Annotated in this window: 19 protein-coding genes and 2 tRNA genes; 10 read left to right on the top strand and 11 right to left on the bottom strand. The window is 73.0% G+C overall.

The features are described 5' to 3' along the window. The first annotated feature begins 189 nt into the window (after positions 1-189). From GA0074694_RS01405 to GA0074694_RS01415, 3 genes are all read left to right on the top strand, one after another. Complete coding sequence (locus GA0074694_RS01405; protein ID WP_091451205.1) at positions 190-1,173, top strand: SDR family oxidoreductase; 984 nt, start codon at positions 190-192, stop codon at positions 1,171-1,173. A 59-nt stretch (positions 1,174-1,232) separates the two neighbouring features. Continuing rightward, on the top strand, positions 1,233-1,952 hold the full coding sequence (locus tag GA0074694_RS01410) for an ATP-binding protein (protein ID WP_091451207.1): 720 nt from the start codon (positions 1,233-1,235) through the stop codon (positions 1,950-1,952). Between the two features lie 70 nt (positions 1,953-2,022). Next, positions 2,023-2,595 carry a DUF5709 domain-containing protein gene (locus tag GA0074694_RS01415; RefSeq protein ID WP_091451210.1) on the top strand — a complete coding sequence of 191 codons (573 nt, stop codon included), beginning with the start codon at positions 2,023-2,025 and terminating at the stop codon, positions 2,593-2,595. A gap of 27 nt (positions 2,596-2,622) precedes the next feature. Here the strand turns inward: GA0074694_RS01415 and GA0074694_RS01420 are convergent, their stop codons facing one another. Continuing rightward, a complete protein-coding gene (locus tag GA0074694_RS01420) occupies positions 2,623-3,288 on the bottom strand; it encodes a response regulator (RefSeq protein WP_091451213.1) in 666 nt (221 codons plus the stop codon). A 79-nt stretch (positions 3,289-3,367) separates the two neighbouring features. After that, the gene (gene macS, locus GA0074694_RS01425; RefSeq protein ID WP_091458483.1) at positions 3,368-4,519 is read right to left on the bottom strand and encodes a MacS family sensor histidine kinase; all 1,152 of its coding nucleotides are present in this window, start codon (positions 4,517-4,519) and stop codon (positions 3,368-3,370) included. A gap of 122 nt (positions 4,520-4,641) precedes the next feature. Between macS and GA0074694_RS01430 the strand changes: the two genes are divergently transcribed. After that, positions 4,642-5,103 carry an ATP-binding protein gene (locus tag GA0074694_RS01430; RefSeq protein WP_091451215.1) on the top strand — a complete coding sequence of 154 codons (462 nt, stop codon included), beginning with the start codon at positions 4,642-4,644 and terminating at the stop codon, positions 5,101-5,103. Positions 5,104-5,136: 33 nt separating this feature from the next. Further along, positions 5,137-6,609, top strand: coding sequence for a glycerol kinase GlpK (gene glpK, locus GA0074694_RS01435; RefSeq protein ID WP_091451219.1), 1,473 nt, complete (start codon positions 5,137-5,139; stop codon positions 6,607-6,609). Between the two features lie 95 nt (positions 6,610-6,704). On the opposite strand, the gene GA0074694_RS01440 is transcribed toward glpK, so the two are convergent. Further along, positions 6,705-7,538 carry a phosphoribosylaminoimidazolesuccinocarboxamide synthase gene (locus GA0074694_RS01440; RefSeq protein ID WP_091451223.1) on the bottom strand — a complete coding sequence of 278 codons (834 nt, stop codon included), beginning with the start codon at positions 7,536-7,538 and terminating at the stop codon, positions 6,705-6,707. A gap of 155 nt (positions 7,539-7,693) precedes the next feature. Between GA0074694_RS01440 and GA0074694_RS01445 the strand changes: the two genes are divergently transcribed. Next, complete coding sequence (locus GA0074694_RS01445) at positions 7,694-9,064, top strand: ABC transporter substrate-binding protein (protein WP_091451226.1); 1,371 nt, start codon at positions 7,694-7,696, stop codon at positions 9,062-9,064. Between the two features lie 61 nt (positions 9,065-9,125). On the opposite strand, the gene GA0074694_RS01450 is transcribed toward GA0074694_RS01445, so the two are convergent. The 5 genes from GA0074694_RS01450 to GA0074694_RS01470 all read right to left on the bottom strand — a co-directional run bounded on the left by GA0074694_RS01450 (position 9,126) and on the right by GA0074694_RS01470 (position 14,219). Then, on the bottom strand, positions 9,126-9,380 hold the full coding sequence (locus tag GA0074694_RS01450) for a hypothetical protein (RefSeq protein WP_091451229.1): 255 nt from the start codon (positions 9,378-9,380) through the stop codon (positions 9,126-9,128). Between the two features lie 119 nt (positions 9,381-9,499). Then, a tRNA-Met gene (locus GA0074694_RS01455) sits at positions 9,500-9,576 on the bottom strand. Between the two features lie 253 nt (positions 9,577-9,829). Further along, a tRNA-Met gene (locus GA0074694_RS01460) sits at positions 9,830-9,906 on the bottom strand. A gap of 133 nt (positions 9,907-10,039) precedes the next feature. Next, a complete protein-coding gene (locus GA0074694_RS01465) occupies positions 10,040-13,045 on the bottom strand; it encodes a UPF0182 family membrane protein (RefSeq protein ID WP_091451231.1) in 3,006 nt (1,001 codons plus the stop codon). Between the two features lie 160 nt (positions 13,046-13,205). Beyond that, complete coding sequence (locus tag GA0074694_RS01470; RefSeq protein ID WP_091451233.1) at positions 13,206-14,219, bottom strand: YlbL family protein; 1,014 nt, start codon at positions 14,217-14,219, stop codon at positions 13,206-13,208. A 198-nt stretch (positions 14,220-14,417) separates the two neighbouring features. Between GA0074694_RS01470 and GA0074694_RS01475 the strand changes: the two genes are divergently transcribed. Next, positions 14,418-15,635: a zinc-dependent metalloprotease gene (locus GA0074694_RS01475; RefSeq protein ID WP_091451236.1), complete on the top strand. Its 1,218-nt coding sequence runs from the start codon at positions 14,418-14,420 to the stop codon at positions 15,633-15,635. Between the two features lie 156 nt (positions 15,636-15,791). Here GA0074694_RS01475 and GA0074694_RS01480 read toward each other — a convergent pair whose 3' ends face one another. Both GA0074694_RS01480 and GA0074694_RS01485 read right to left on the bottom strand, forming a co-directional pair. Continuing rightward, a complete protein-coding gene (locus GA0074694_RS01480) occupies positions 15,792-16,400 on the bottom strand; it encodes a hypothetical protein (RefSeq protein WP_091451240.1) in 609 nt (202 codons plus the stop codon). Between the two features lie 152 nt (positions 16,401-16,552). Continuing rightward, a complete protein-coding gene (locus tag GA0074694_RS01485; protein WP_091451243.1) occupies positions 16,553-17,083 on the bottom strand; it encodes a M48 metallopeptidase family protein in 531 nt (176 codons plus the stop codon). 528 nt (positions 17,084-17,611) lie between these two features. On the opposite strand from GA0074694_RS01485, the gene GA0074694_RS31325 reads away from it, so the two are divergent. The 3 genes from GA0074694_RS31325 (at position 17,612) to GA0074694_RS01495 (ending at position 20,460) form a co-directional block, all read left to right on the top strand. Continuing rightward, the gene (locus GA0074694_RS31325; RefSeq protein ID WP_170107818.1) at positions 17,612-17,779 is read left to right on the top strand and encodes a DUF5679 domain-containing protein; all 168 of its coding nucleotides are present in this window, start codon (positions 17,612-17,614) and stop codon (positions 17,777-17,779) included. 208 nt (positions 17,780-17,987) lie between these two features. After that, a complete protein-coding gene (locus GA0074694_RS01490) occupies positions 17,988-19,097 on the top strand; it encodes a TOMM precursor leader peptide-binding protein (RefSeq protein WP_091458487.1) in 1,110 nt (369 codons plus the stop codon). Positions 19,098-19,107: 10 nt separating this feature from the next. Continuing rightward, entirely contained in the window at positions 19,108-20,460 is a 1,353-nt protein-coding gene (locus GA0074694_RS01495; protein WP_091458485.1) for an ABC1 kinase family protein, read from the top strand. Positions 20,461-20,755: 295 nt separating this feature from the next. On the opposite strand, the gene GA0074694_RS01505 is transcribed toward GA0074694_RS01495, so the two are convergent. Beyond that, entirely contained in the window at positions 20,756-21,121 is a 366-nt protein-coding gene (locus tag GA0074694_RS01505; RefSeq protein WP_091451250.1) for a WhiB family transcriptional regulator, read from the bottom strand. Positions 21,122-21,154 lie beyond the last annotated feature (33 nt).

A 21,154-nucleotide genomic window follows, 5' to 3' on the forward strand; every position in this document is an offset into this window, starting at 1 on the left:
CATTAACCTGGGGCCAAGGAGCCGAAACCTGGCAGATCAGGATCGGTCGGACCGGCACCGTCGCCGCCGGAGGCCGCGTCACCCGCCGGCACCCCGCTACCCCCGCCCGGATGGGTCAGACCAAACCCGCAAAGCGGAAGAATCGCTGCGGACAGGTATGCAACCGGTCGGCGGGGGTACCGGCTGAAGATGCCTCTCACCCGCAGCCTCGATGATTCGACAGTGGTGGTCACCGGTGCCTCCAGCGGCATCGGCGCGGCGACCGCCTGCGCCCTGGCCCGCCGGGGCGCGGGCGTGGTGCTCGCCGCGCGCAGCGCGGACGCCCTGGAACAGGTGGCCGAACGCTGCCGGCGGCTGGGGGCGCGAGCGTTGGCCGTCCCCACCGACGTCACCGACCCGGTGCGGGTCGGGCACCTCGCCGCCCGCGCGGCGGCGGAGTTCGGCGGGATCGACGCCTGGGTGAACAACGCGGCGGTCAGCGCGGTGGGGCTGTTCGACGAGATCCCGGTCGACGAGTTCCGCCGGGTGGTCGAGGTCAACCTGCTCGGCGTGGTGCACGGCACCCGGGCCGCGCTGCCGCACCTGCTCGCGGGCGGCGGCGGGGTGGTGGTCAACAACGCGTCCGTGCTGGCCGAGGTGGCGATGCCGTACCAGTCGGCGTACAACGCCACGAAACACGGCATCCGGGGGTTCGCCGACACGGTACGGCAGGAGCTGCGGGTCACCGGGCGGCACGTCGTCTCGATCTGCACGGTGCTGCCGGCCAGCATCGACACCCCGTTCTTCGCGCACGCGGCCAACCACACCGGCCGAAAGCTGACCCCGCCCCCGCCGGTCTATCCGCCCGACCTGGTGGCGGAGACGATCGTCCGGCTGATCCGCCGACCCCGGCGGGAGGCGTACGCGGGCGGGGCCGCCCGCCTGCTCGGCCTCCAGTGGCGGCTGGCCCCGGCGCTGGCGGAACGGGCCCTCGGCTGGTATGCCGCCCGCGCCCAGCTCGGGCCGGCGACGCACCCCGACGACAGCGGCAACGTGTTCCGGGCCGACGCCTCGGCCGAGCTGGAGGGCGGCTGGCACGGTCGCCGCCGGCACCTGGTCCGGGTGGGTACCGCGCTCGGCCTGGCCGCCGGCACCGTGGCCGTCCTGACCCGCCGTGCCCGGTCAGAGCCGTGAGTTCACCGCCGGACCGACCACATGCGCGTCCCATTGGGGGCGTGCACAATAGGGCGACTATGCCGAGGGACGCGCAGTGCCAGGTGGAGACGGACGGATCCGCACTGGTCCGGCTGACCGGGTGGCTCGACCACACCAACGCGGAAACGGTCCGGTCCGCCCTCCTCACCCGGCTCGGCGACCACGCCGGCCCGGTGGTGGTGGACCTCTCCGAACTCCGGATCACCGACCCCACCGCCCGCGCGGTCTTCAGCGAGGTCCGCCGGGCGGTCGCCGACTGGCCCGCGGCGGACCTGCTGGTCTGCGATCCGGCCGGCGGCTGGACGGTCGACGGGGCGCCGGTCTGGCCGAGTCCGGAGGTGGCACTCGCCGGGCTGCCCTCCGACGGCGCGGTCACCGCCGACCTGCCGCCCTCGGTCGGCGCGGCCCGACAGGCCCGCGAGCTGGTCGCCGACGGCTGCGCCCGGTGGGGTCTGCCCGACCTGATCGAACCGGGGGCCATCGCGGTCACCGAGATGGTCAACAACGTGGTGGCCCACGCCCGGACCCCGATGACGGTACGGCTCGCTCCCGGCCACCACGTGCTGCGGCTGGCCGTCCGGGACCACTCCCCGCACACGCCCCGGTTCTCCGGGGTCGCCCCGCTGACGTCGGCCGGCGGCCGGGGACTGCTGCTGATCGACACCGTGTCGCGCCGCTGGGGTTGCACGCCGCTACCGGAGGGAAAACTGGTCTGGGCCGTCCTGGACGGGGAGGACGAGGCCGCTCTGGCCGGCTAAGTCCCCTTCCGGGTCCGTGTCGGCGGGCCGGGCGCGGTTACGCCGGGTGGGCAGCGGGTAGGGATCAACCATGCGCGACGACGAGTACCCGACCCCCGTGTCCGACCCCGAGGCGGAGGGCCTGCCCGACACCGCCGACGACGACTCCACCGCCAACGACGACGTCGAGACCGGTCGCGAGGCGGACGGTCCGGAGCCGGCCCAGCTGCCCGGTGACCGTACGCCGGTGGCCGTGGACCGGTTCGGGTCCACCGCCGAGGAGCAGCGGGACGGCGAGTCGCTGGACTACAAGCTCGACCGGGAACAGTACGAGCGTCCGGCGGACGACCCGCTGGCCGGCCCGGTCGACCCGGACATCGCGGCCGAGGCGGACAGCGAGGAGGCCGCCGCGCAGGCCCAGCTCGATGCCGACGTGATGGAACCCGGCCCCACCTCCGACCCGCACTCCCCGGTCTCCCTCTACGACCACGGGCAGCTCGGCAGTGTCGCCGACGCCCAGGTCGGCCGGCTGGTCGAGCCGGACGAGGGGGTACGCAGCGACAGCGAGAGCGATTCCGTGGCGTACGACGCCGGGGCGGCCGGGGGCGGGGCGAGCGCCGAGGAACTGGCCATCCACGAGACCCGCCCGCCGGAGGCGCACTGACCACAGGCCCGCCGCCGTCGCCCGGGCTCAGTCGTCGAGGCCCCGGGCGATGGCGTACCGGGTCAGCTCGACCCGGTTGTGCAGGTGCAGCTTGCCCAGCGTGTTCTGCACGTGGTTCTGCACCGTACGGTGCGACAGGCCCAGCCGCGCGGCGATCTGCTTGTACGACAGGCCCTTGGCCACCAGGCGCAGCACCTCGGTCTCCCGTTCGGTGAGCCGGGGTGCGCCGTCGTCGTCGGCCGGTGCCCCGGGCCCGGCGGCCAGCCGGCGGTACTCGCCGAGCACCAGGCCGGCGAGACCCGGCGTGAAGACGGCCTCGCCGAGGGCGGTGCGCCGGACCGCGTCCAGGAACTCCCCCGCCGCGGCCGACTTGAGCAGGTACCCCGTGGCGCCGGCCTTCACCGCCTCCAGCACGTCCTGCTCCTCACCGCTGGCGGAGAGCATCAGCACCCGCACCTCGGGCAGCGCGGCCCGCAGGCCCCGGATCACCTCCACCCCACCCGCGTCGGGCAGGTGCAGGTCGAGGACGACGACGTCGGGTCGGGCGGCGGGTGCGATCCGGACGGCCTGGTGTCCCTCGCCGGTGGTGGCCACCACGAGGTGACCGGCCTCGGTGAGGTCCCGCGCCACCCCGTCCCGCCACATCGGATGGTCGTCGACAACCATCACCCGGACCGCCTCGACCTCGCTCATCCCGCCACCCTAGGCCGCCGTCCGGGACAGCGCCCCGTCCGGTCGGCCCGCCGCACCGGGCCGACCGGACGGGTGTGTCTCACGGGCGCGGCAGCACCAACTCGATCTCGGTGCCCTCACCGGGGACGGAGGTGATCGTGGTGGTCCCACCGAGGTCGGCGAGGCGTCCCCGGATGGACTGGGCCACGCCGAGGCGACCCTGGGCGGCGGCCTCGTCCAGCCGGCCGGCGGGAATACCCGGTCCGGCGTCGCGGATCGAGACCCGCACCAGCGCCCCTTCGTCCTCCAGCAGCACCCAGGCCCGGCCGCCGGCATGCCGGGCGACGTTGTCCAGGGCCGCCGTTACGGCGGCGGCCACCTCCTTCGCGGCGTGCGCCGGCAGCGGCACCGGCGTGGCCGGGGCGGCCAACGACACCGTCGGCCCGGCGAATCGGCGGAGCAGGTCCCGCAGGTCGCGCACCAACGGCTCGGAGGACGACCGGGCGGCCGGTGGGGCGGAGGACGGCCGGGCAGCCGGCGGGCCGGTGGCGATCAGGGTGCGCAGGGCCGCCTCCTGCTCACCGGCGAGCCGGGCGAGTTCGCCGGCCTCGCCGTCGAGGTGCGCACCGCGCCGCTGCACCAGGGCGAGCACCTGGAGCACCGAGTCGTGGATGTTCCGGGCGAGCCGTTCCCGCTCCCGGCTCGCCGCCTCGATCTCGACCGCCCGTTGCAACCGTTCCCCGGCGGTCACGGCCAGCCGGGCCACGTGCCCCACCACCACCCCGGCGAGCAGCAGCAGAACCGCGCCGTTCAGCGCCGACGGGGTGATCCAGCCACGGACCAGGAGGTCACCGGCGCCGAGCGCCAGCGCGGCCACCACACCCCGCCGCCGGCCGCCGGAGACCGCCCACGCCAGCACCGGGCCGCCGAGCCAGGCGACGGCGAGGGCGGGCACCCCGGCGGTCAGCGCCTCGCGCCCGACCACCCAGGGGCTGAGCAGCAGGATTCCGAGGACGACGCCGAGGTCGGCCAGGAGCAGCGGCCACCCCCGCCAGGTCGGCCGGGCGTACGCGTACGCGGTGGTCGCCGTCCAGCCGGCCATCGCCGCCAACACCGGCCATGCGGCCAGCGGGTGGTCGTACCGGTGGAGGTCGCGCAGGACGACCACGCAGGCGTACCCCAGGGCGGCGACGCGGTAGACGGCGATGGCCCGCCAGAGCGGCACCTCCAGCCCGCCGGGCGGGGTCGGCATGGGCAGCAGGATGCCACACCGGCGGAGCACCGCCATCGGACTGGTGACGAGCCCCACGTCATACCATCACGTAGGGTAGAAATACCACGAAAAACCTCGAGAACTCAGCGGCGGTACGGGCCATGACGAACGCCGAACGCTCCGCACCGCGTACGGTGGTGCCCATCGAACGTTCCCTGCTGATCGCCGAAGCCTTCGCCCAGGCCCAGGTGACGGAGTTGCGACACTCCGTCACCTCCTGCGCGCATGCCGCCGGACTGTCCGGCCAACGCCTGGACGACTTCGTGCTCGCGGTCAACGAACTGATCACCAATGCCGTCCGGCACGGTGGCGGCCAGGGCTGGCTGCGGCTGTGGCGGCAGGCGGAGAGCATGCTCTGCGAGGTCTCCGACCACGGTCAGGGGATCAGCGCCCAGCGCCTGCACGACCGGCGTCGACCCGCGCCGGAGACCGCCGGGGGCTGGGGACTCTGGCTGGCCCGGGAACTGAGCGACACCATGCAGGTGGAGACCGGCACGGCCGGCACCACCGTACGGATCAGCACCGCCCTCCAGTCCCCGCAGCCCACCGGCCACGGGGACTGACGCGGCCGGCCCGGCCCGGGTACGGTGCTCCGGGTGACCCCGCAACACGTCGCCGCCATCGATCAGGGCACCACCTCCTCCCGGTGCATCGTCTTCGACCGGGCCGGCGGGATCGTCGCCGTCGCCCAGCGCGAGCACCGGCAGGTCTTCCCCCGGCCCGGCTGGGTGGAGCACGACGCCGAGGAGATCTGGGCCAACGTCGAGCGGGTGGTCGGCGAGGCGCTCGCGGCGGCCGGCATCGGCCCGGACGGGCTCGCCGCGGTCGGCATCACCAACCAGCGGGAGACCACCCTCGTCTGGGACCGCGCCACCGGTCGTCCGGTCGCCAACGCGATCGTCTGGCAGGACACCCGCACCGAGCCGATCCTGCGGAAGCTGGACGAGGAGCTGTTCCGCTCCCGCACCGGCCTGCCGCTGGCCACCTACTTCGCCGGGCCGAAGCTGCGCTGGCTGCTCGACCACATCGACGGGCTGCGGGACCGCGCCGTGGCCGGTGAGGTGCTCTTCGGCACCATGGACAGCTGGCTGATCTGGAAGCTCACCGGCCGGCACGTCACCGACGTGACCAATGCCAGCCGGACCATGCTGATGGACCTCACCACCCTCGACTGGGATCCGGAACTGCTCGACGCGCTGGGCGTACCGGGCGGCGTGCTGCCCGAGATCCGCTCCTCCGCCGAGGTGTACGGCACCGCCACCGGCGTCCTCGCCGGGGTGCCGGTGGCCAGTGCCCTCGGCGACCAACAGGCCGCCCTGTTCGGGCAGACCTGCTTCCAGCCCGGCGAGGCCAAGTGCACCTACGGCACCGGCAGCTTCCTGCTGCTCAACACCGGAGCCAGCCCGGTGCCGTCGGGCCACGGTCTCCTCACCACGGTCGCCTACCGCATCGGCGAGCAGCCGGCGGCGTACGCGCTGGAGGGGGCGATCGCGGTCACCGGGTCACTGGTGCAGTGGCTCCGGGACAACCTCGGGCTGATCTCCACCGCTCCCCAGGTGGAGGAACTGGCCCGCACCGTCGACGACAACGGCGGCTGCTACGTCGTCCCGGCCTTCTCCGGGCTGTTCGCGCCGTACTGGCGCAGCGACGCCCGGGGGGTCGTCGCCGGGCTGACCGGCTACATCACCAAGGGGCACCTGGCCCGGGCGGTGCTGGAGGCGTCCGCCTGGCAGACCCGGGACGTGGTGGACGCGATGAACGCCGACTCCGACGTGGCGTTGCGCCGGCTGCGGGTGGACGGCGGGATGACCGGCAACGCGCTGCTCATGCAGTTCCTCGCCGACGTGCTGGACGTACCGGTGGTGCGCTCCCGGATCACCGAGACCACCTGCCTCGGCGCCGCGTACGCGGCCGGCCTGGCGGTCGGCTTCTGGCCGGACCTGGCCACCCTGCGCGGGCAGTGGCGCTCCGACGCGCAGTGGACGCCCGGCATGGACGCCGACCACCGCGAGCGGGAGCTGCGCAACTGGCACAAGGCCGTGCAGCGCACCCTCGACTGGGTCGACTGAGCACCCGCCGGCCGAGCGCTTTCCCGCTGGCCGGTCCGCGTCCGCCGCGCACCGGCCGGTCGATCCGCGTGGGGCGCACCCCGCGCGCGTCGACGTCACTGCCAGCGGTTGCCGGTCAGCTTCTCGTAGACGTCCACATAGCGGGCCCGGGTCGCCTCTACCACCTCGGCCGGCACCTCGGGGGCCGGAGCCTGCTTGTTCCAGCCGCTGCCGGCCGCCCAGTCCCGGACGTACTGCTTGTCGTAGGAGAACTGGGGCCGGCCCGGCTGGTACGACTCGGCCGGCCAGAACCGCGACGAGTCCGAGGTGAGCACCTCGTCGGCGAGGACGAGGGTGCCGTCCGGCGCCCAGCCCAGCTCGATCTTGGTGTCGGCGACCAGGATCCCCCGGTCGGCGGCGATCTCCGCGCCCCGGCGGTAGACGTCGATGGTGATCTGCCGCAGCCGCTCGGCGGTCTCCGGCCCGACCTTCGCCGCCACCTGCTCGTAGGTGATCGGCTCGTCGTGCTCCCCCATCGGCGCCTTGGTCGACGGCGTGAAGATCGGCTCGGGCAGGATCGACGCCTCCACCAGCCCGCGGGGCAGCGCGACCCCGGAGACGGCGCCGGTGCGCTCGTACTCGGCCAGGCCGCCCCCGGTCAGGTAACCCCGGGCGACGCACTCGACCGGGACCATGTCCAGCCGGCGGCAGCGGATCGCCCGCCCGGCGAACTCGGCCGGCACGTCCGTGGTGGAGACGACGTGGTTCGGGACGATGTCCGCGAGTTGCTCGAACCACCAGACCGAGAGCGCGGTGAGCAGCCGTCCCTTGTCGGGGATGGGGGTCGGCAGCACCACGTCGTAGACGGAGATCCGGTCCGAGGCGACGAGGACGAGGGCGTCCCCGTCGGCGTAGACGTCCCGTACCTTGCCGGAGTGCAGTAGTTCCACGCGGCCTAGTAGACCACGCGGCGTCAGGCGCCCCGTGCCCCCGTCCGCCGCACCACACACCGTGGGCCGTACCGGTCACCGCTCGGCACCCCGGCTTTCCGGGCCGGAGGTCCGGTCCCGCCGGACGTTGACACCTCCCCGCGTCACCTGGGTGAATGATCCGAATCCAACCCGGCGTCCAGGAGTCGACCGTGCCCGCAGCCCCGTACCCGACCGCCCGTCGCCCCGGCGTCGACCCGGGGCGACGGCGGGTGCTCGCCGGCCTGCTCGGCCTCCCGGTCGTCGCGACCGGCGGGCTGACCGGCTGCCGGAGCGAACCGGCGGCCCTGGTCGAGAGCGGCCCGGTCGAGCTGTCGGTGTTCTGGTGGGGCAGCGCACGCCGCGCCCAGTTGACCGAGCAGGCGCTACGGCTCTACTCCGACCGGAACCCCCGGGTGACCTTCCGGGTGACCTGGCAGGGCCTCGACGGCTACTACGAGCGGCTCGCCACCCAGGCGGTGGGGGGCAACGTCCCGGACCTGTTCCAGATCGACGACACCTTCCTCACCGAGTACGCGCGGCGCGACATCCTGCTGGACCTGACCGGGTACGCCGCCGACCGTCGGCTCGACCTGAGCGGCCTGCCCGAGGGGCTCGTCCGGTACGGCCAGGTCGCGGGACGCACCATGGCGGTGGCCGCCGCGCAGAACTCGGCCGGGCTGGTCTTCAACCGGACCCTGCTGCGCGGGCTGGGCGAGCCCGCGCCGCGCAGCGGGATGAGCTACCCGGAATACCTCACCTGGGCGGCCCGGGTGACCCGGGCCAGTGACGGCAGGGTCGCCGGCACCATGGACCCCTCCGGTGACCACCGGGCACTCTGGCTCTGGTTGAGGTCCCGGGGCAACGAGTTCTACCAGGGGCGCAAGCTCGGGTTCGACTCCCCCGAGCTGATCGACTGGTTCGAGTTGTGGCAGCGGGCACGGGCCGCCCGGGCCACCCCGAGCGCGGCGCTGGTGCAGCAGGCGAACGGCGGCGAACCGGCCCGCCAGCTCGTGGTCACCGGGCACACCGCCGCCTCGTTCGCCTGGTCGAACCAGCTGGTCGAACTCCAGCGCCACAGCCGGGACGAGCTGGGCATCGTCAGCTGCCCCGGCCCGGCGGCCGCGCAGTGGGCGCGGGCCTCGATGTACTGGGCGGGCTTCCGGGGCACCCGTCACCCGGACGTGGTGGCCGACGTGATCAACTTCCTCACCACGAACGTGGACGCCGGCCGGGTGCTCGGCTACGACCGGGGTCTCAGCCCGCACCTCAACATCCGCAAGTTCGTGGAGCCGACCATCCGGGACACCTCGGTCCGGACCTCGGCGACCTTCGAGCTCAGCGTGGCCGACACGTTCGGCACCGCACCACCGCCCCCGCCGACCGGGCACGCCCGGATCCGCGGCCTGCTGGTCACCGCCGCCGAGTCCGTACAGTCCGGGCGGTCGACCATCCGCGCCGCCGCCTGGCTGTTCGTGGCGCAGGCCGCCGCCGCGTTGGCGGCCTGACCTGCCGCCGTGGCGGCACATCACCGGCGGGCGGGCCGCCGCGCGGCCCGCCCGAGCCGGCTCAGCGAGGGCCGGGGCCGCGCCGGCCGCGCATCATCCTGATCAGCAGCAGCACGACCACTGCCGCCACCACGAGGCAGCAGAGCAGGCCGATCAGACCGAACCCACCACCGCCGCGGGACCGCCGCCGCGCGGCCTCCACGACCAGCTCACCGGGGCCGGTGGACGCCCAGGCGGCGACCGGCACGAACACGGAGAGCACCACCGCACCGAGGACGGCACTGAGCCGGCCCCACCATCTGTTCCAGGAAGACATGCCCCCATCCTCGCCGAGGAGGGCAAGAACGGCACGTCGATCGCCTCGCCGGTGCAGGGGCAGGGCAGGGGCCGACATGAAGAAGGACCCTCGGAAGCTGTCCGAGGGTCCTTCTTTCGTGGTAGCGGGGACAGGATTTGAACCTGCGACCTCTGGGTTATGAGCCCAGCGAGCTACCGAGCTGCTCCACCCCGCGTCGGTACGACCACTCTATCGCATGCCCGACCCTCGCATCCGGCGGGGTCCGCACCGGCCGCTTCCGCCAGGTCAGGCACCGGATGACCCACGCTGCGGCAGCGGGGCCCGGGCAGATCCGGAGCCTGGCCGAGCCGGCCTCGGACGGCACCGGAGCGCAGAGGCAGGAGACCGGACAGCGTGGCCAGAAAGCCGGGCGAGCGCGGCCGAAAACCCGAACGGCCCTCCGGTGAGTACCGGAGGGCCGTTCGTCGTGGTAGCGGGGACAGGATTTGAACCTGCGACCTCTGGGTTATGAGCCCAGCGAGCTACCGAGCTGCTCCACCCCGCGTCGACTCACTAACCCTAGCGCAAGCCGGCGCGAACCCGCAAAACGGCCCCCTCATGGTTGCAGGGGCACCCTCCTCCGCACGAAACGGTCGGAAGGTGCCCCTGCCACCATCGGGTCGCCGGCGGCCGACGGATCAGCCGGTCGGGCTCGGTGGCGTCGAGGGGGACGGGCTGCCGCTCGGTGCCGGGGCGGACGGACTGGCGCCCGGCGCGGGCGAGGCCGGGGCCGCCGCCTGCTGTGCCCGCTGGAAGGCGGTGATCGCCTCGTCCAGGGCCTTCAGCGCCCGGCCGTACCGCTCGAAGTCGCCGGAGGTCTGCGCGGCCCGCACCTCCGCGATGGCGGTCTGCACCCGCTGCGCGGCCTCGGCCAGTTCGCCGCTCGGCGCAGGCGGGGTTTCGCCACCGGACGGCGGAGGCGGACTCCCGCCGTCCCCGGCCGGCGGCGGGGTGCCCGGAGTCGCCTTCTTGCCCTGCTCGACGAGCTGTTTGATGCCGTCCTCCAGGGTGTTGGCGAGCACCACGTACGAGCCGCCGTCACCGTAGGAGAGGAGCACCTTCTGCAACAGCGGGTACGCGTCCTCCTGGTTGCTCTTCACGTAGACCGGCTCGACGTAGAGCATCCCGTTGCCGAAGGGCAGTGAGAGCAGGTTGCCGTACTGCACCTGCGCCTGGTTCGAGGTGAGCAGGTTCAGCTCGGTACGGATGGTCGCGTTGTTGGTCATCTGCTGGTGCACCTGGACCGGACCGGAGACCCGGGTCTGGTCCGGCAGCTCCAGGACCTCCAGCCGGGGCTGCCCGTCGACGTAGGAACCGGAGATCAGCGCGGCGAGGTTCTGCCGGCCGTTCGGGGTGACCGCCGAGGTGAGCTGGAAGCGCGGCGCGTCCTGCTCGGGAAGCTGGGTGTAGAGGTAGTACGGGGGCTGCTTCTGCTCACTGTCCGGGTTGTCCGGCACGTTCGGCACCTGCCAGAAGTCCTGGCCGGAGTAGAAGTCGCCCGGGTCGGTGACGTGGAAGCGGGTCAGCAGGTTGCGCTGCACCTTGAACAGGTCCGCCGGGTAGCGGAAGTGTGCCGCCAGCTCGGCCGGGATCTCCGACTTCGGCGTCACCAGGTCACCGCCGAACGCCTTGTTCCACGCCTTCAGCACCGGGTCGGACTCGTCGAACTCGTAGAGCCGGACCGTGCCGTCGTACGCGTCGACGGTCGCCTTGACCGAGTTGCGGATGTAGTTGACGTTCTCCCGGGCGAGCTGGAACGTGCCCCGGCCGGTCAGCTCGTCGGTGGTCTCCCGTTGCAGGTTCACCCGCTCGGCGTACGGATAGGTGGCCGACGTGGTGTAGGCGTCGATGATCCACTGGACCCGCCCGCCGACCACCGCCGGGTACGGGTCGCCGTCGATGGTGAGGAACGGGGCGACCTTCTCCACCCGGTCCCGGGGGTTGCGGACGTAGAGCAGCTTCGAGTTCTCGTTGACTGCCTCGGAGAGGAGGAAGTTCGACTCCTGCTCCTTGATCGCGTAGAGCAGCCGGCGGGTGAACGAACCGATCTCCACCCCGCCGGAGCCGGTGTACGTGTAGTACTGCTCGCCACCGGTGGTCGGGGTCGGCCGGTCGAACTCGGCGTTACGGCCCTCGTCGGTCTGCCCGACGATCGCGTAGTCGTCGGCGGTCATCCGCTCGCCGTAGTAGATCCGGGGCTGCTCGGTCGGGATCTGGTCGGTCTGCGCGGAGCAGCGCTCCTGCTCCTTCTCCCCGAGGAAGCCGGAGACGAAGAACGGCTGCCCACCACAGACGACCTGGTTGGCCGGGGCCCCGACCAGCCCGAAACCGTGGGTGTAAACGGTGTGCCGGTTGATCCAGTTGCTCTGCTGGTCGGTCAGCTCGCCGTAGTTGATCTCACGGATGCCGACCACGTAGTCCCGGGTCTGGCCGCCCACCGTGTACCGGTCGATGTCGAGCTTCGGGCCGAAGTCGTAGAAGCCTCGCACCTGCTGCAACTGGGTGTACGTCTCGGAGACCAGCTGCGGGTCGAGCAGCCGGGCGTTCGGCACCACGGCCTTGTCGGTGGCGAGCGTGGCCGGCGGGGTGAGGTTGTTCGCCCCGTACGGCGTGGTCTTCGTGTCGTTCAGGCTGAACGCCGTCCGGGTCGCGTCGATGCTGCGCTGGATGTACGGGGCCTCCTTGTCCCGGGCGCTCGGCTTGACCTCGAAGGTCTGCACCGCCCAGGGGTAGATGCCGCCGATCGCCACCGCCGACAGGCCCAGCAGGGCGAGCGAGACGCCCGGCCAGACCAGGTTCCGCATCACCGCGTTGGAGAAGACGATGATCGCGATGGCCACCACGATCGAGATGTAGGCGAGGATCTCCTTGGCCGGCAGCAGCGCGTTGACGTCGGCGTACCCGGCGCCGTAGAGCTTGGCGCTGTCGTTGTACTCCAGCAGCATCGCCCGCCGGTCCAGCACGTACGCGGCTGCTTTGAGCAGGACGAAGACCGCGACCAGGGTGGTCAGGTGGGCTCGGGCGCCGTTGGCCATCCGGTCGCCGACGCCCTGGAGCCGCACGCCGCCGAAGACGTAGTGCACGGCCAGCGCGCCGATCACCGCCAGCACCACGGCGGTGAAGCCCACCCCGAGCAGGTACCGCAGGAACGGCAGCTGGAAGACGTAGAAGCCGACGTCGACCCCGAACTCCGGGTCCTTGACGCCGAAGTCCCCGCCGTTACGGAAGAGCAGCCACTGGCTCCACCGGCTCTGCGCCGAGAGCCCGGCGAAGAGCGCCACCACGGCGCTGACCGCCAGGATCCAGGTGCCGATGCGCGGCCCGAGGACCATCCGGTACCGCTCCAGGGTGGCCTGCTCGGCGGAGTGCGGTCGCAGCCCGGGGCGCAGCCGGTGGGCCAGCCACAGGTTGCCGCCGACCACCGCCGCCATGCCCAGGCCGACGGCGAGGAAGAGCAGCAGCCGGGTGACCAGCACGCCGGTGAAGACCTGGGTGTAGTCGACCTCGTCGAACCAGAGCCAGTCCGTCCACGCCTGGACACCCCAGCCGAGCAGGGTGAAGAGTACGAACACCCCGATCAGGACCCCGATCGTGACGCGCCCGCGTCGGCTCATCCTGGGCAGGGGGGCACTACGCTTGACCACTGTTTGGCTCCGCACGCTCGTTGTGACCGGATCCGACCAGGCCACAAGAGTACGTGGTGTTCCTGGACACTTCCGGTCAAGGTCGCGGCGCTGACGGTCACGGTTCGGCCGGACGTCCCCGGTCCGGTCGACGTCCCTCGGCCCCACCGACGACCGACGGTCAGCAGCGGGTCGGCTCACCTCCGGCGCGCAGCGTCTCCAGGGCGGTCAGCGCCTCGTCCAGACTGCCCACCTTGACCAGCGGCAACCCGGGCTGGGGGTTGCTCAGCGCCTCGGCGCAGTTCTCCTCCGGCACCAGGAAGACCGCCGCCCCGGCCTGTTTGGCGCCCACCAGTTTCTGGGCGATGCCGCCGATCGCGCCCACCCGGCCCTCGTCGTCGATGGTGCCGGTGCCGGCGATGACCCGACCGCCGGTCAGGTCGTCGGGGTCCAGCTTGTCCACGATCCCCAGCGCGAACATCAGTCCGGCGCTCGGCCCGCCGATGTCCCCGAGGTCGATCTCCAGGGTGAACGGGTGCGGCTGCCGCTGCTCGATCTCGATCCCGATGCGCGGACGGCCGTCCTGCTCCCGGCTGGTCACGGTGGCCGTGCCGGTGGCCCCGCCCCGGCTGTAGCCGATGGCGAGCGTCGAGCCGGCCGGACGGGCGCGGATCAGCTCGGTCAGCCCGTTCGCGCTGGTCACCGGCTTGCCGTCCACCGAACTGATCAGATCGCCGGCCTGGAGCCGCCCCGCGGAGGGACCGTCCGCGGTCACCGTCCGGACGACCACCTGGACCGGGTAGCCCAGTTCCCGCAGCGCGGCGGTCTCGGCGCTGGTCTGCGACGCGGTGAACTCCTCGGCGTTACGTTCCTCGACCTGCTCACGGCTCTGCCCCGGCGGGTAGACCAGTTCCCGGGGCACCACCGCCCGTTCCGGCGAGAACCAGCCGGCGATCGCCGACCGCAGCTTCACCGACGGCTGCACACCCACGGTGGTCAGCCGGAGCTGTCCCGCCGAGGTGGAGGTCTCCCGGCCGTCGACCTTGATGATCTCCTCGCCGTCCTGCGTACCGAGGGTGTCGACGGTCGGCCCCGGGCCGAGCACCACGTACGGGATCGGCGCCGCGAGTACTCCGATGCTGAGCAGGGTGGTGAGCAGAGCACCGAGCAGAACCGTGACACCGCGACGTCTCATGCGGCAGAGCGTACCGACCGGTCGGCGACCGGCCGGGGCGGACGAGCGGGCGGATTCCGCCTGCCGACTTCGCCCTCAGCGCAACGCCGGTGCCGGCGACCAGGGGCACCCCGCGCGTACCGTAGACCCGTGCCTGATATTCCGTTCGGCTTCGCGCTCCCGGGTGGGCAACCACCAGACCCCAACGACCCCGCGCAGATGCAGCAGTTCATGAGCCAGCTGCAGCACCTGCTCTCGGCGCCGGGCAGTGGGCCGGTCAACTGGGACCTGGCCCGTCAGGTGGCGGCCAGCCAGCTCGCCGCCGCCGGCGACCCGGCCGTCACGCCGTACGAACGCAACGCCGTCGAGGAGGCGCTGCGCCTGGCGGACCTCTGGCTGGAGCCGGCCTCGTCGTGGCCGTCGGGCATCCAGACCCCGGTCGCCTGGAACCGCAACGAGTGGATCTACAAGACCCTCGACGTCTGGCGCAAGCTCTGCGACCCGGTGGCCAGCCGGATGGTGGGTGCGATGGGCGACCTCGTGCCACCGGAGGCGCGCGCCCAGCTCGGCCCGATGCAGTCGATGGTCGCCACGCTGGGCGGGGCGCTCTTCGGTGGGCAGCTCGGTCAGGCACTCGGCTCGCTGGCCGCCGAGGTGCTCTCCGCCGGCGACATCGGTCTCCCGCTCGGTCCGGCCGGCACGGCCGCCCTCATCCCGGCCAACATCAAGCAGTACGGCGAGGGCCTGGAGCTGCCCGAGGACGAGGTACGCCTCTACGTCGCCCTGCGCGAGGCCGCCCACCAGCGCCTCTTCCAGCACGTCCCGTGGCTGCGCGGGCACGTGCTCAGCTCCGTCGAGACGTACGCCGCCGGCATCCGGGTCAACCGGGAGGCGATCGAGGAGGCGATGGGCCGGGTCGACCCGACCGACCCGGAGTCGATGCGGGCGATCGCCCTGGAGGGCATCTTCACGCCGGAGGACACCCCGGCGCAGAAGGCGTCCCTGGCCCGCCTGGAGACCGCCCTGGCCCTGGTCGAGGGATGGGTCTGCCACGTGGTCGACGACGCGGCCGGCGGCCGGCTGCCGGACGTGGTCGCCCTCGGCGAGGCGTTCCGTCGGCGGCGAGCGGCCGGTGGGCCGGCGGAACAGACCTTCGCCGCCCTGGTCGGGCTGGAGTTGCGTCCGCGCCGGCTACGCGAGGCGGCGGCACTCTGGGCGGCGCTGACCGAGCACCGGGGCATCGCCGGCCGGGACGCCCTCTGGGGGCACCCCGACCTGCTCCCCTCGGGCGAGGACTTCGCCGACCCAGTGGCCTTCGCCCGCTCGCAGCTCGACTTCGCCGAGCTGGACGAGTTCGACTTCACCGCGCCCGGTGGCCCGGAGGAGCAGCCCCCGGGCGGCGACGCGACGCCGCCGCAGGACACCGACCGCCCCTGACCGGGCCGGTCACCTCTTCCGCCGGCCGGCCGCCGGGGCACCCGCTCCCGGCCCGGCCGGCGGAGTGCTGTCCGGGGCCGCCCCGCTGGGTGGTAGCAGGGGCCCCTTGCAGTCGCTTTTTGTCGAGCAGGGGACCCCTGCAACCACCTGGAGCGGTCAGACCGCGTGGTTTCCCGTGGTGAGCAGCGCCCGGGTCGCCTCCCACCCCTCCACCGCCGGGTCGAGGGTGGCGAGGTCGGCCGGGCCGCGTACCCGACGCCAGGGGGCGGTGACGGCGAGGTCGGCGGGGCGCGGGGCGACGGCCCGGATCGCGGCGGGCACGGCGCTGTCCAGGTCGACCTCGGGCAGCCACTCCGGTGCCGGCAGCCGGGCGGCGAGACCGAGCAGTCCCGGTCCGGCCCCCTCGACCGGGGCCACCGCGACGGGTCGGGTGGTCAACGGGCGCAGCAGCTTGCCGACGGTGAGCCCCGGCAGGTCCGGCGCGTCGGCGGCGATCACGGCGGCCTGGTCGTACCCGTCCAGCGCGGCGAGCACCGCACCGACGCTCGGTGTCGGCACCTCGACCACCGGGGTACCCGGCCAGACCACCGCGTCGGCCAACCGCCGGTCCGCGGGCGTCACCGCGACCGCGGTCTCCACTTCCTGGAGCGTGGCGAGGAGGTCCACCACGTCCTCGGCCAGGGCACGTCGCCAGTCGGCCGGGTCGATACCCGGCGGCGACCAGGCCACCGGGGCGAGCAACGCCACCACCACTCGTCGGGTCACGGTCCGACCCTAACGTTCCCCGGTCCGGCGGTGATCCACGCGAGGACGTCGACCCGCCGGGCCGGGTGTCCGACAGTGCCGGGCCGGGTCCGACACCGCCGGCCCGGGTCCGGTGCTCCGCGCGCAGGGCGCGACCGGCGGTGCGCAGACGGTCAGTCGGTCAGGGGTACCCCGGCCATCGAGGCGACCCCCTCCAGGTAGCCACGGGCCCGTTCGGCCTTGGGATAGCGGCAGACCAACGACCAGAAGGACGCGTTGTGGCTCGGCACGATGAGGTGGGCCAACTCGTGCAGAAGTACGTAGTCGATCACCCAGTCCGGCATGTCCTGAAGCCGGTGCGAGATGCGGATGGTCCGGTCGGCGGGGGTGCAGGACCCCCAGCGGCCGTTCTGGTTGGTCACCCACCGGACGCTCGCGGGAACCGCTGCCGGGCCGTGTTCCGCCAGGTAGAGGTCGATCAGGCGGGCGGCTCGCTGGAGCAGCTCGGCGTCGGTGCGGACCGGTCTGCCCTCACGCGCGGCGAGTCGGGCGAGCATCCGGTCGACCCACTCGGTCTCCTCGGCCCGGGAGAACTGGTCGGGGATCAGGACGACCACCCGTTCCCCGTCCCGGTACGCGGACACCGTGCGTCGCCGACGCTGACTGCGCCGCACTTCGACGACGGGCTTCCGCGCGCCTGCCATCACTGGCCTGCGCAGCCTCGTGTTCCTGCCACATGGGAAAGCTAATGCGTTCTGACCAGGGGTCCGCAAGGGTCAACCCACCGACACGCGCCCGGAAACTCCGGGTTGATGGCGTCCAGTCCGAAAAAAATGTTTGCGGACCCGTCCCGATGGCCCTCCGCTCCTGGTCTGGACGGCGATCCGAGCACCCTGGGTGGCGACTTGGACGGACGCGGAGCGGCTCTCCACGTTAGGAGATCTTCGGTGCGACGGCTGCACCAGGGGTGCCCATCGGCCACTTCGGGGCGGTTCGCCCGGCGTGTCCCCGCCAAACTCACTTATCCGACCTTATTCGCCATGCACACTCTCGACGTCGACTAGCTCACAGTGTCGATGGATCTCTGACATGGAACCACCCGCACCTGGGTAGGGTCCGCCGGACCAGCGGTTACGAGCGTGACCGCGCAGAAGACCCCAGCGCCGGAGCCGCCGAGGCCCGCCGCCGGGTAGCCGCCGGCATCGACCGGCGGACGAAACGAGGAGGGCACCGTGGCCGACCAGGCCCAGACCTACAACGGTTACTGCGTCAAGTGCAAGGAGAAGCGCGACTTCGAGGGCAAGGTCGAGGTTTCCAAGACCGGCATGAACATGGCCAAGGGCAAGTGCCCGGTCTGCGGCACAACAGTGAACCGGATTCTCGGCAAGGCGAAGGTCTGACCATCAGACCGACCGGGGAGGGGGCGGCCCTGCGGGTCGCCCCCTCCCCGCCGTGACCCGGCCCCGCACCGCAGCCGTCGGTTACGGGCCGGCGCCACCAACAGGCTGTGGACAACCAACCACATCCTGTGGATAACCCTGGAGGAAGCGCCGCAGGGCTGTGGACAACGATCGACGGATCGTCCGGATACGGTCACCATTGGTCACCATGACCCGTGCCACCCTTCTCCGCCCGACGCTGCTGCCCGGCCTCACCCGGCTCTGGCGCGACCGGCACACGCTGCAACTGGGCCTGGATCCCGCCCGAGCCGTCCTGCTCGAGGTGGCCAACCCGCGTGCCGTCCGGTTGCTCGACCTGCTCGACGGCGCGCACAGCGAACGACACATCCTCGACCACGCCACCCGGATCCGGGTCGACCGCGACGACGCGCGTAGCCTGCTGGAGACGCTCCGCGCCGCCGGGCTGGTGGTCGCCGCGCACACCCTGCTCCCCACCGGCCTCGCCGACCCGGACCGCGCGCGGCTGAGCGACGAGGCGGGCGCGCTCGCCCTCGGCGCCGGCGACCTGCCCGGCACTCCCGCCCAGGTGCTCCGGCGCCGGCGGGCCGCCCGGGTGGTGGTCACCGGCTCCGGGCGGCTCGGTGGTCCGGTCGCCGTGGCCCTGGCCCAGGCCGGCGTCGGGCACGTCGACCCCGATCTGGGCGGTCGGGTGCGCCCGGCCGACCTGGTCGGCACCGGCCTCCTCCCCGGTGACGTCGGGCGGCACACCGCCGAGGCGGTGGCCGACGCCATCGCCCGTACCGCAGCCGGCACCGTCACCAGTCCGGTCCGACGCCGTCGCGCCGACCTGGTGGTCCAGGTGGGCGTCGACCGGCCGGCCGCGCTGCTCGCCGCCGGGTTCGCCCGCCGCCGGCAGCCGCACCTGATGCTCTCGCTGCGCGACGGCGTACCGGTGATCGGCCCCCTGGTCCGGCCACCGGCCGGGCCGTGCCTCAACTGCCTCGACCGGCACCGACTGGACCGGGATCCGGCCTGGCCCGGGCTCGCCGCCCAGCTCGCCGGCGACGACCCGACCCCCGCCTGTGGGGTCGCCACCCTCCTCGCCGCCGTCGCCCTGGCCACGGCGGAGGCGCTCAGCCATGTCGACGGCGGGACTCCCGAGACGGTCGGCGCGGCCGTCGAGGTCGGCGGGGCCGGTCGCTTCCGACGGCGGGTTTGGCCGCCACATCCGGACTGTGGGTGCCTCGGCGACCGGGGAGACCCACCCCACGGGCCCCGGCCCGGCCGCAGAGCAGCAGCGGGGCGGTCCGGTCGGTAACAATGGCCGGGTGACCGATATCCCGCGCCGGGCCGTGTCCCGGACCGCCAAGCTCGCCGCACTGCCGCTCGGTTTCGCCGGGCGGACCGTCCTCGGCATGGGAAAGCGCGTCACAGGGCTCGCCTCCGAGGTGATTTCCGCCGAGATCCAGCAACGCACCGCCGAACAGCTGTTCAGCGTTCTCGGGCAGCTCAAGGGCGGGGCGATGAAGTTCGGCCAGGCGCTGTCGGTGTTCGAGGCCGCCCTGCCGGAGGAGGTTGCCGCGCCGTACCGGCAGGCGTTGACCAAGTTGCAGGAGGCGGCTCCGCCGCTGCCCGCGGCCACCGTGCACAAGGTGCTCGCCGAGCAGCTCGGGCCGGACTGGCGGGACCGGTTCCTGGAGTTCGACGACACCCCCGCCGCGGCGGCCAGCATCGGCCAGGTGCACCGGGCGGTCTGGCGGGAGCCGACCACCGGACGACGCAGGTCGGCCACCCCGACCGGGCGGTCCGTCGCGGTGAAGATCCAGTACCCGGGCGCCGGGGACGCCCTCCTGGCCGATCTGAAGCAGCTCTCCCGGCTGGGTGCCATGTTCCGGGCCATCCAGCCCGGCCTGGATGTCAAGCCCCTCCTCACCGAGCTGCGTGAACGGATCACCGAGGAACTCGACTACGAGCTGGAGGCCGAGTCGCAGCGGGCCTTCGCCGCGGCGTACGCGGACGACCCGGAGATCTTCATCCCGGCGGTCGTCGCCGCCGCGCCCCGGGTGCTGGTCACCGAGTGGGTGGAGGGCACCCCGCTGGCGCAGATCATCCGCGAGGGCACCCCCCAGGAGCGCGACCGGGCCGGCCGGCTGATGGCCGTCCTGCACCTCTCCGCCCCGGCGCGGGCCGGGTTGCTGCACGCCGACCCGCACCCGGGCAACTTCCGGATGCTGTCCGACGGCCGGCTCGGTGTGATCGACTTCGGTGCGGTGGCCCGGATGCCGGAAGGGACGCCGGAGCCGATCGGCCGGCTCGCCGGGCTCTCCCTGCGCGGCGAGGCCGACGCGGTGGTGGAAGGGCTACGGACGGAGGGCTTCGTCCCGGCGAACGTGCCGATCGACGCGCAGGCGGTGCTGGACTTCGTCCGGCCGATGCTGGAGCCGGTGGCGACCGAGGAGTTCCAGTTCACCCGGGCCTGGCTGCGTGCGGAGGCGGCCCGGATCGCCAACCCCCGGTCACCGGCCTACCAGTTGGGCCGGCAGCTCAATCTGCCCCCGTCGTACCTGCTCATCCACCGGGTGACGCTCGGCTCCATCGGGGTGCTCTGCCAGCTGGAGGCGAAGGCCCCCTACCGGGGCATCCTCGAACGGTGGCTCCCCGGGTTCGCCCCGGCGGCCTAGCGACGACGCAGGGGGGCGGTGGGCCGGTGCCGGCCCACCGCCCCCTGCGGTTCGGTGTGGTTACAGAACGCCCAACTCGCGGGCCGACCGCTGACGGCTGGCCATGGCGACGGTACGGGCGGATCGGGCTGCCTCAGTGCTCGTGGTGGTACGACCGGCCTGAGGCCGACGCATTCGAGCCCTGGACAACGCTTCGTGAAGTAGTTGCATCTCGGCGACTCCGTTCAGGACGTGCGGGTTCATCAGTTCGCTGGCTGCCGGTGCGCCACCGGCACGAGCGCGGGTCGGGTTCATGTCAGGCCGCCAGCCGGACCGTGTTGCGGGACGTGGCCAGCCCACTGGCCGCCAGCCGCGCCTCGGCCTCGACCCGGAGCGCGGCATCCCGGGCTACGTCCTCCTTGCGCGGGCGACCACGGGGCCGCTTGCGCGGGACGACCGCGCCACGCTCGAAGATCTCGCCACCCCAGACGCCCCAGGGCTCGGCCCGCTCGGCCGCACCGGCGAGGCACTCGACGCGCAGCGGGCAGTCCCCGCAGAGCGACTTGGCCAGCTCCAGTTCGGTGGGCGAGTCGGAGAACCACAGGTCGGGGTCGAACTTCCGGCAGGGCAGGTTCGCCTCCATCTCGACGCTCACGTCGAGGGGGGCCAACACCAGACTCATCGCCCGGTCACCTCTCTCTCACTTCGATCCCGG

The organism is Micromonospora inyonensis, assembly GCF_900091415.1.
In the GTDB taxonomy this organism is placed as follows: domain Bacteria; phylum Actinomycetota; class Actinomycetes; order Mycobacteriales; family Micromonosporaceae; genus Micromonospora; species Micromonospora inyonensis.

Coding starts and splice junctions, on each gene's coding strand:
- macS (WP_091458483.1), bottom strand. CDS start 4,519: ATGCCGACCCCGCCCGGCGGGCTGGAGGTGCCGCTCTGGCGGGCCATC.
- GA0074694_RS01415 (WP_091451210.1), top strand. CDS start 2,023: ATGCGCGACGACGAGTACCCGACCCCCGTGTCCGACCCCGAGGCGGAG.
- GA0074694_RS01490 (WP_091458487.1), top strand. CDS start 17,988: ATGACCCGTGCCACCCTTCTCCGCCCGACGCTGCTGCCCGGCCTCACC.
- GA0074694_RS01470 (WP_091451233.1), bottom strand. CDS start 14,219: ATGAGACGTCGCGGTGTCACGGTTCTGCTCGGTGCTCTGCTCACCACC.
- GA0074694_RS01475 (WP_091451236.1), top strand. CDS start 14,418: ATGCAGCAGTTCATGAGCCAGCTGCAGCACCTGCTCTCGGCGCCGGGC.
- GA0074694_RS01430 (WP_091451215.1), top strand. CDS start 4,642: ATGACGAACGCCGAACGCTCCGCACCGCGTACGGTGGTGCCCATCGAA.
- GA0074694_RS01505 (WP_091451250.1), bottom strand. CDS start 21,121: ATGAGTCTGGTGTTGGCCCCCCTCGACGTGAGCGTCGAGATGGAGGCG.
- GA0074694_RS01445 (WP_091451226.1), top strand. CDS start 7,694: ATGATCCGAATCCAACCCGGCGTCCAGGAGTCGACCGTGCCCGCAGCC.
- GA0074694_RS01485 (WP_091451243.1), bottom strand. CDS start 17,083: ATGGCAGGCGCGCGGAAGCCCGTCGTCGAAGTGCGGCGCAGTCAGCGT.
- GA0074694_RS01405 (WP_091451205.1), top strand. CDS start 190: ATGCCTCTCACCCGCAGCCTCGATGATTCGACAGTGGTGGTCACCGGT.
- GA0074694_RS01450 (WP_091451229.1), bottom strand. CDS start 9,380: ATGTCTTCCTGGAACAGATGGTGGGGCCGGCTCAGTGCCGTCCTCGGT.
- GA0074694_RS01420 (WP_091451213.1), bottom strand. CDS start 3,288: ATGAGCGAGGTCGAGGCGGTCCGGGTGATGGTTGTCGACGACCATCCG.
- GA0074694_RS01410 (WP_091451207.1), top strand. CDS start 1,233: ATGCCGAGGGACGCGCAGTGCCAGGTGGAGACGGACGGATCCGCACTG.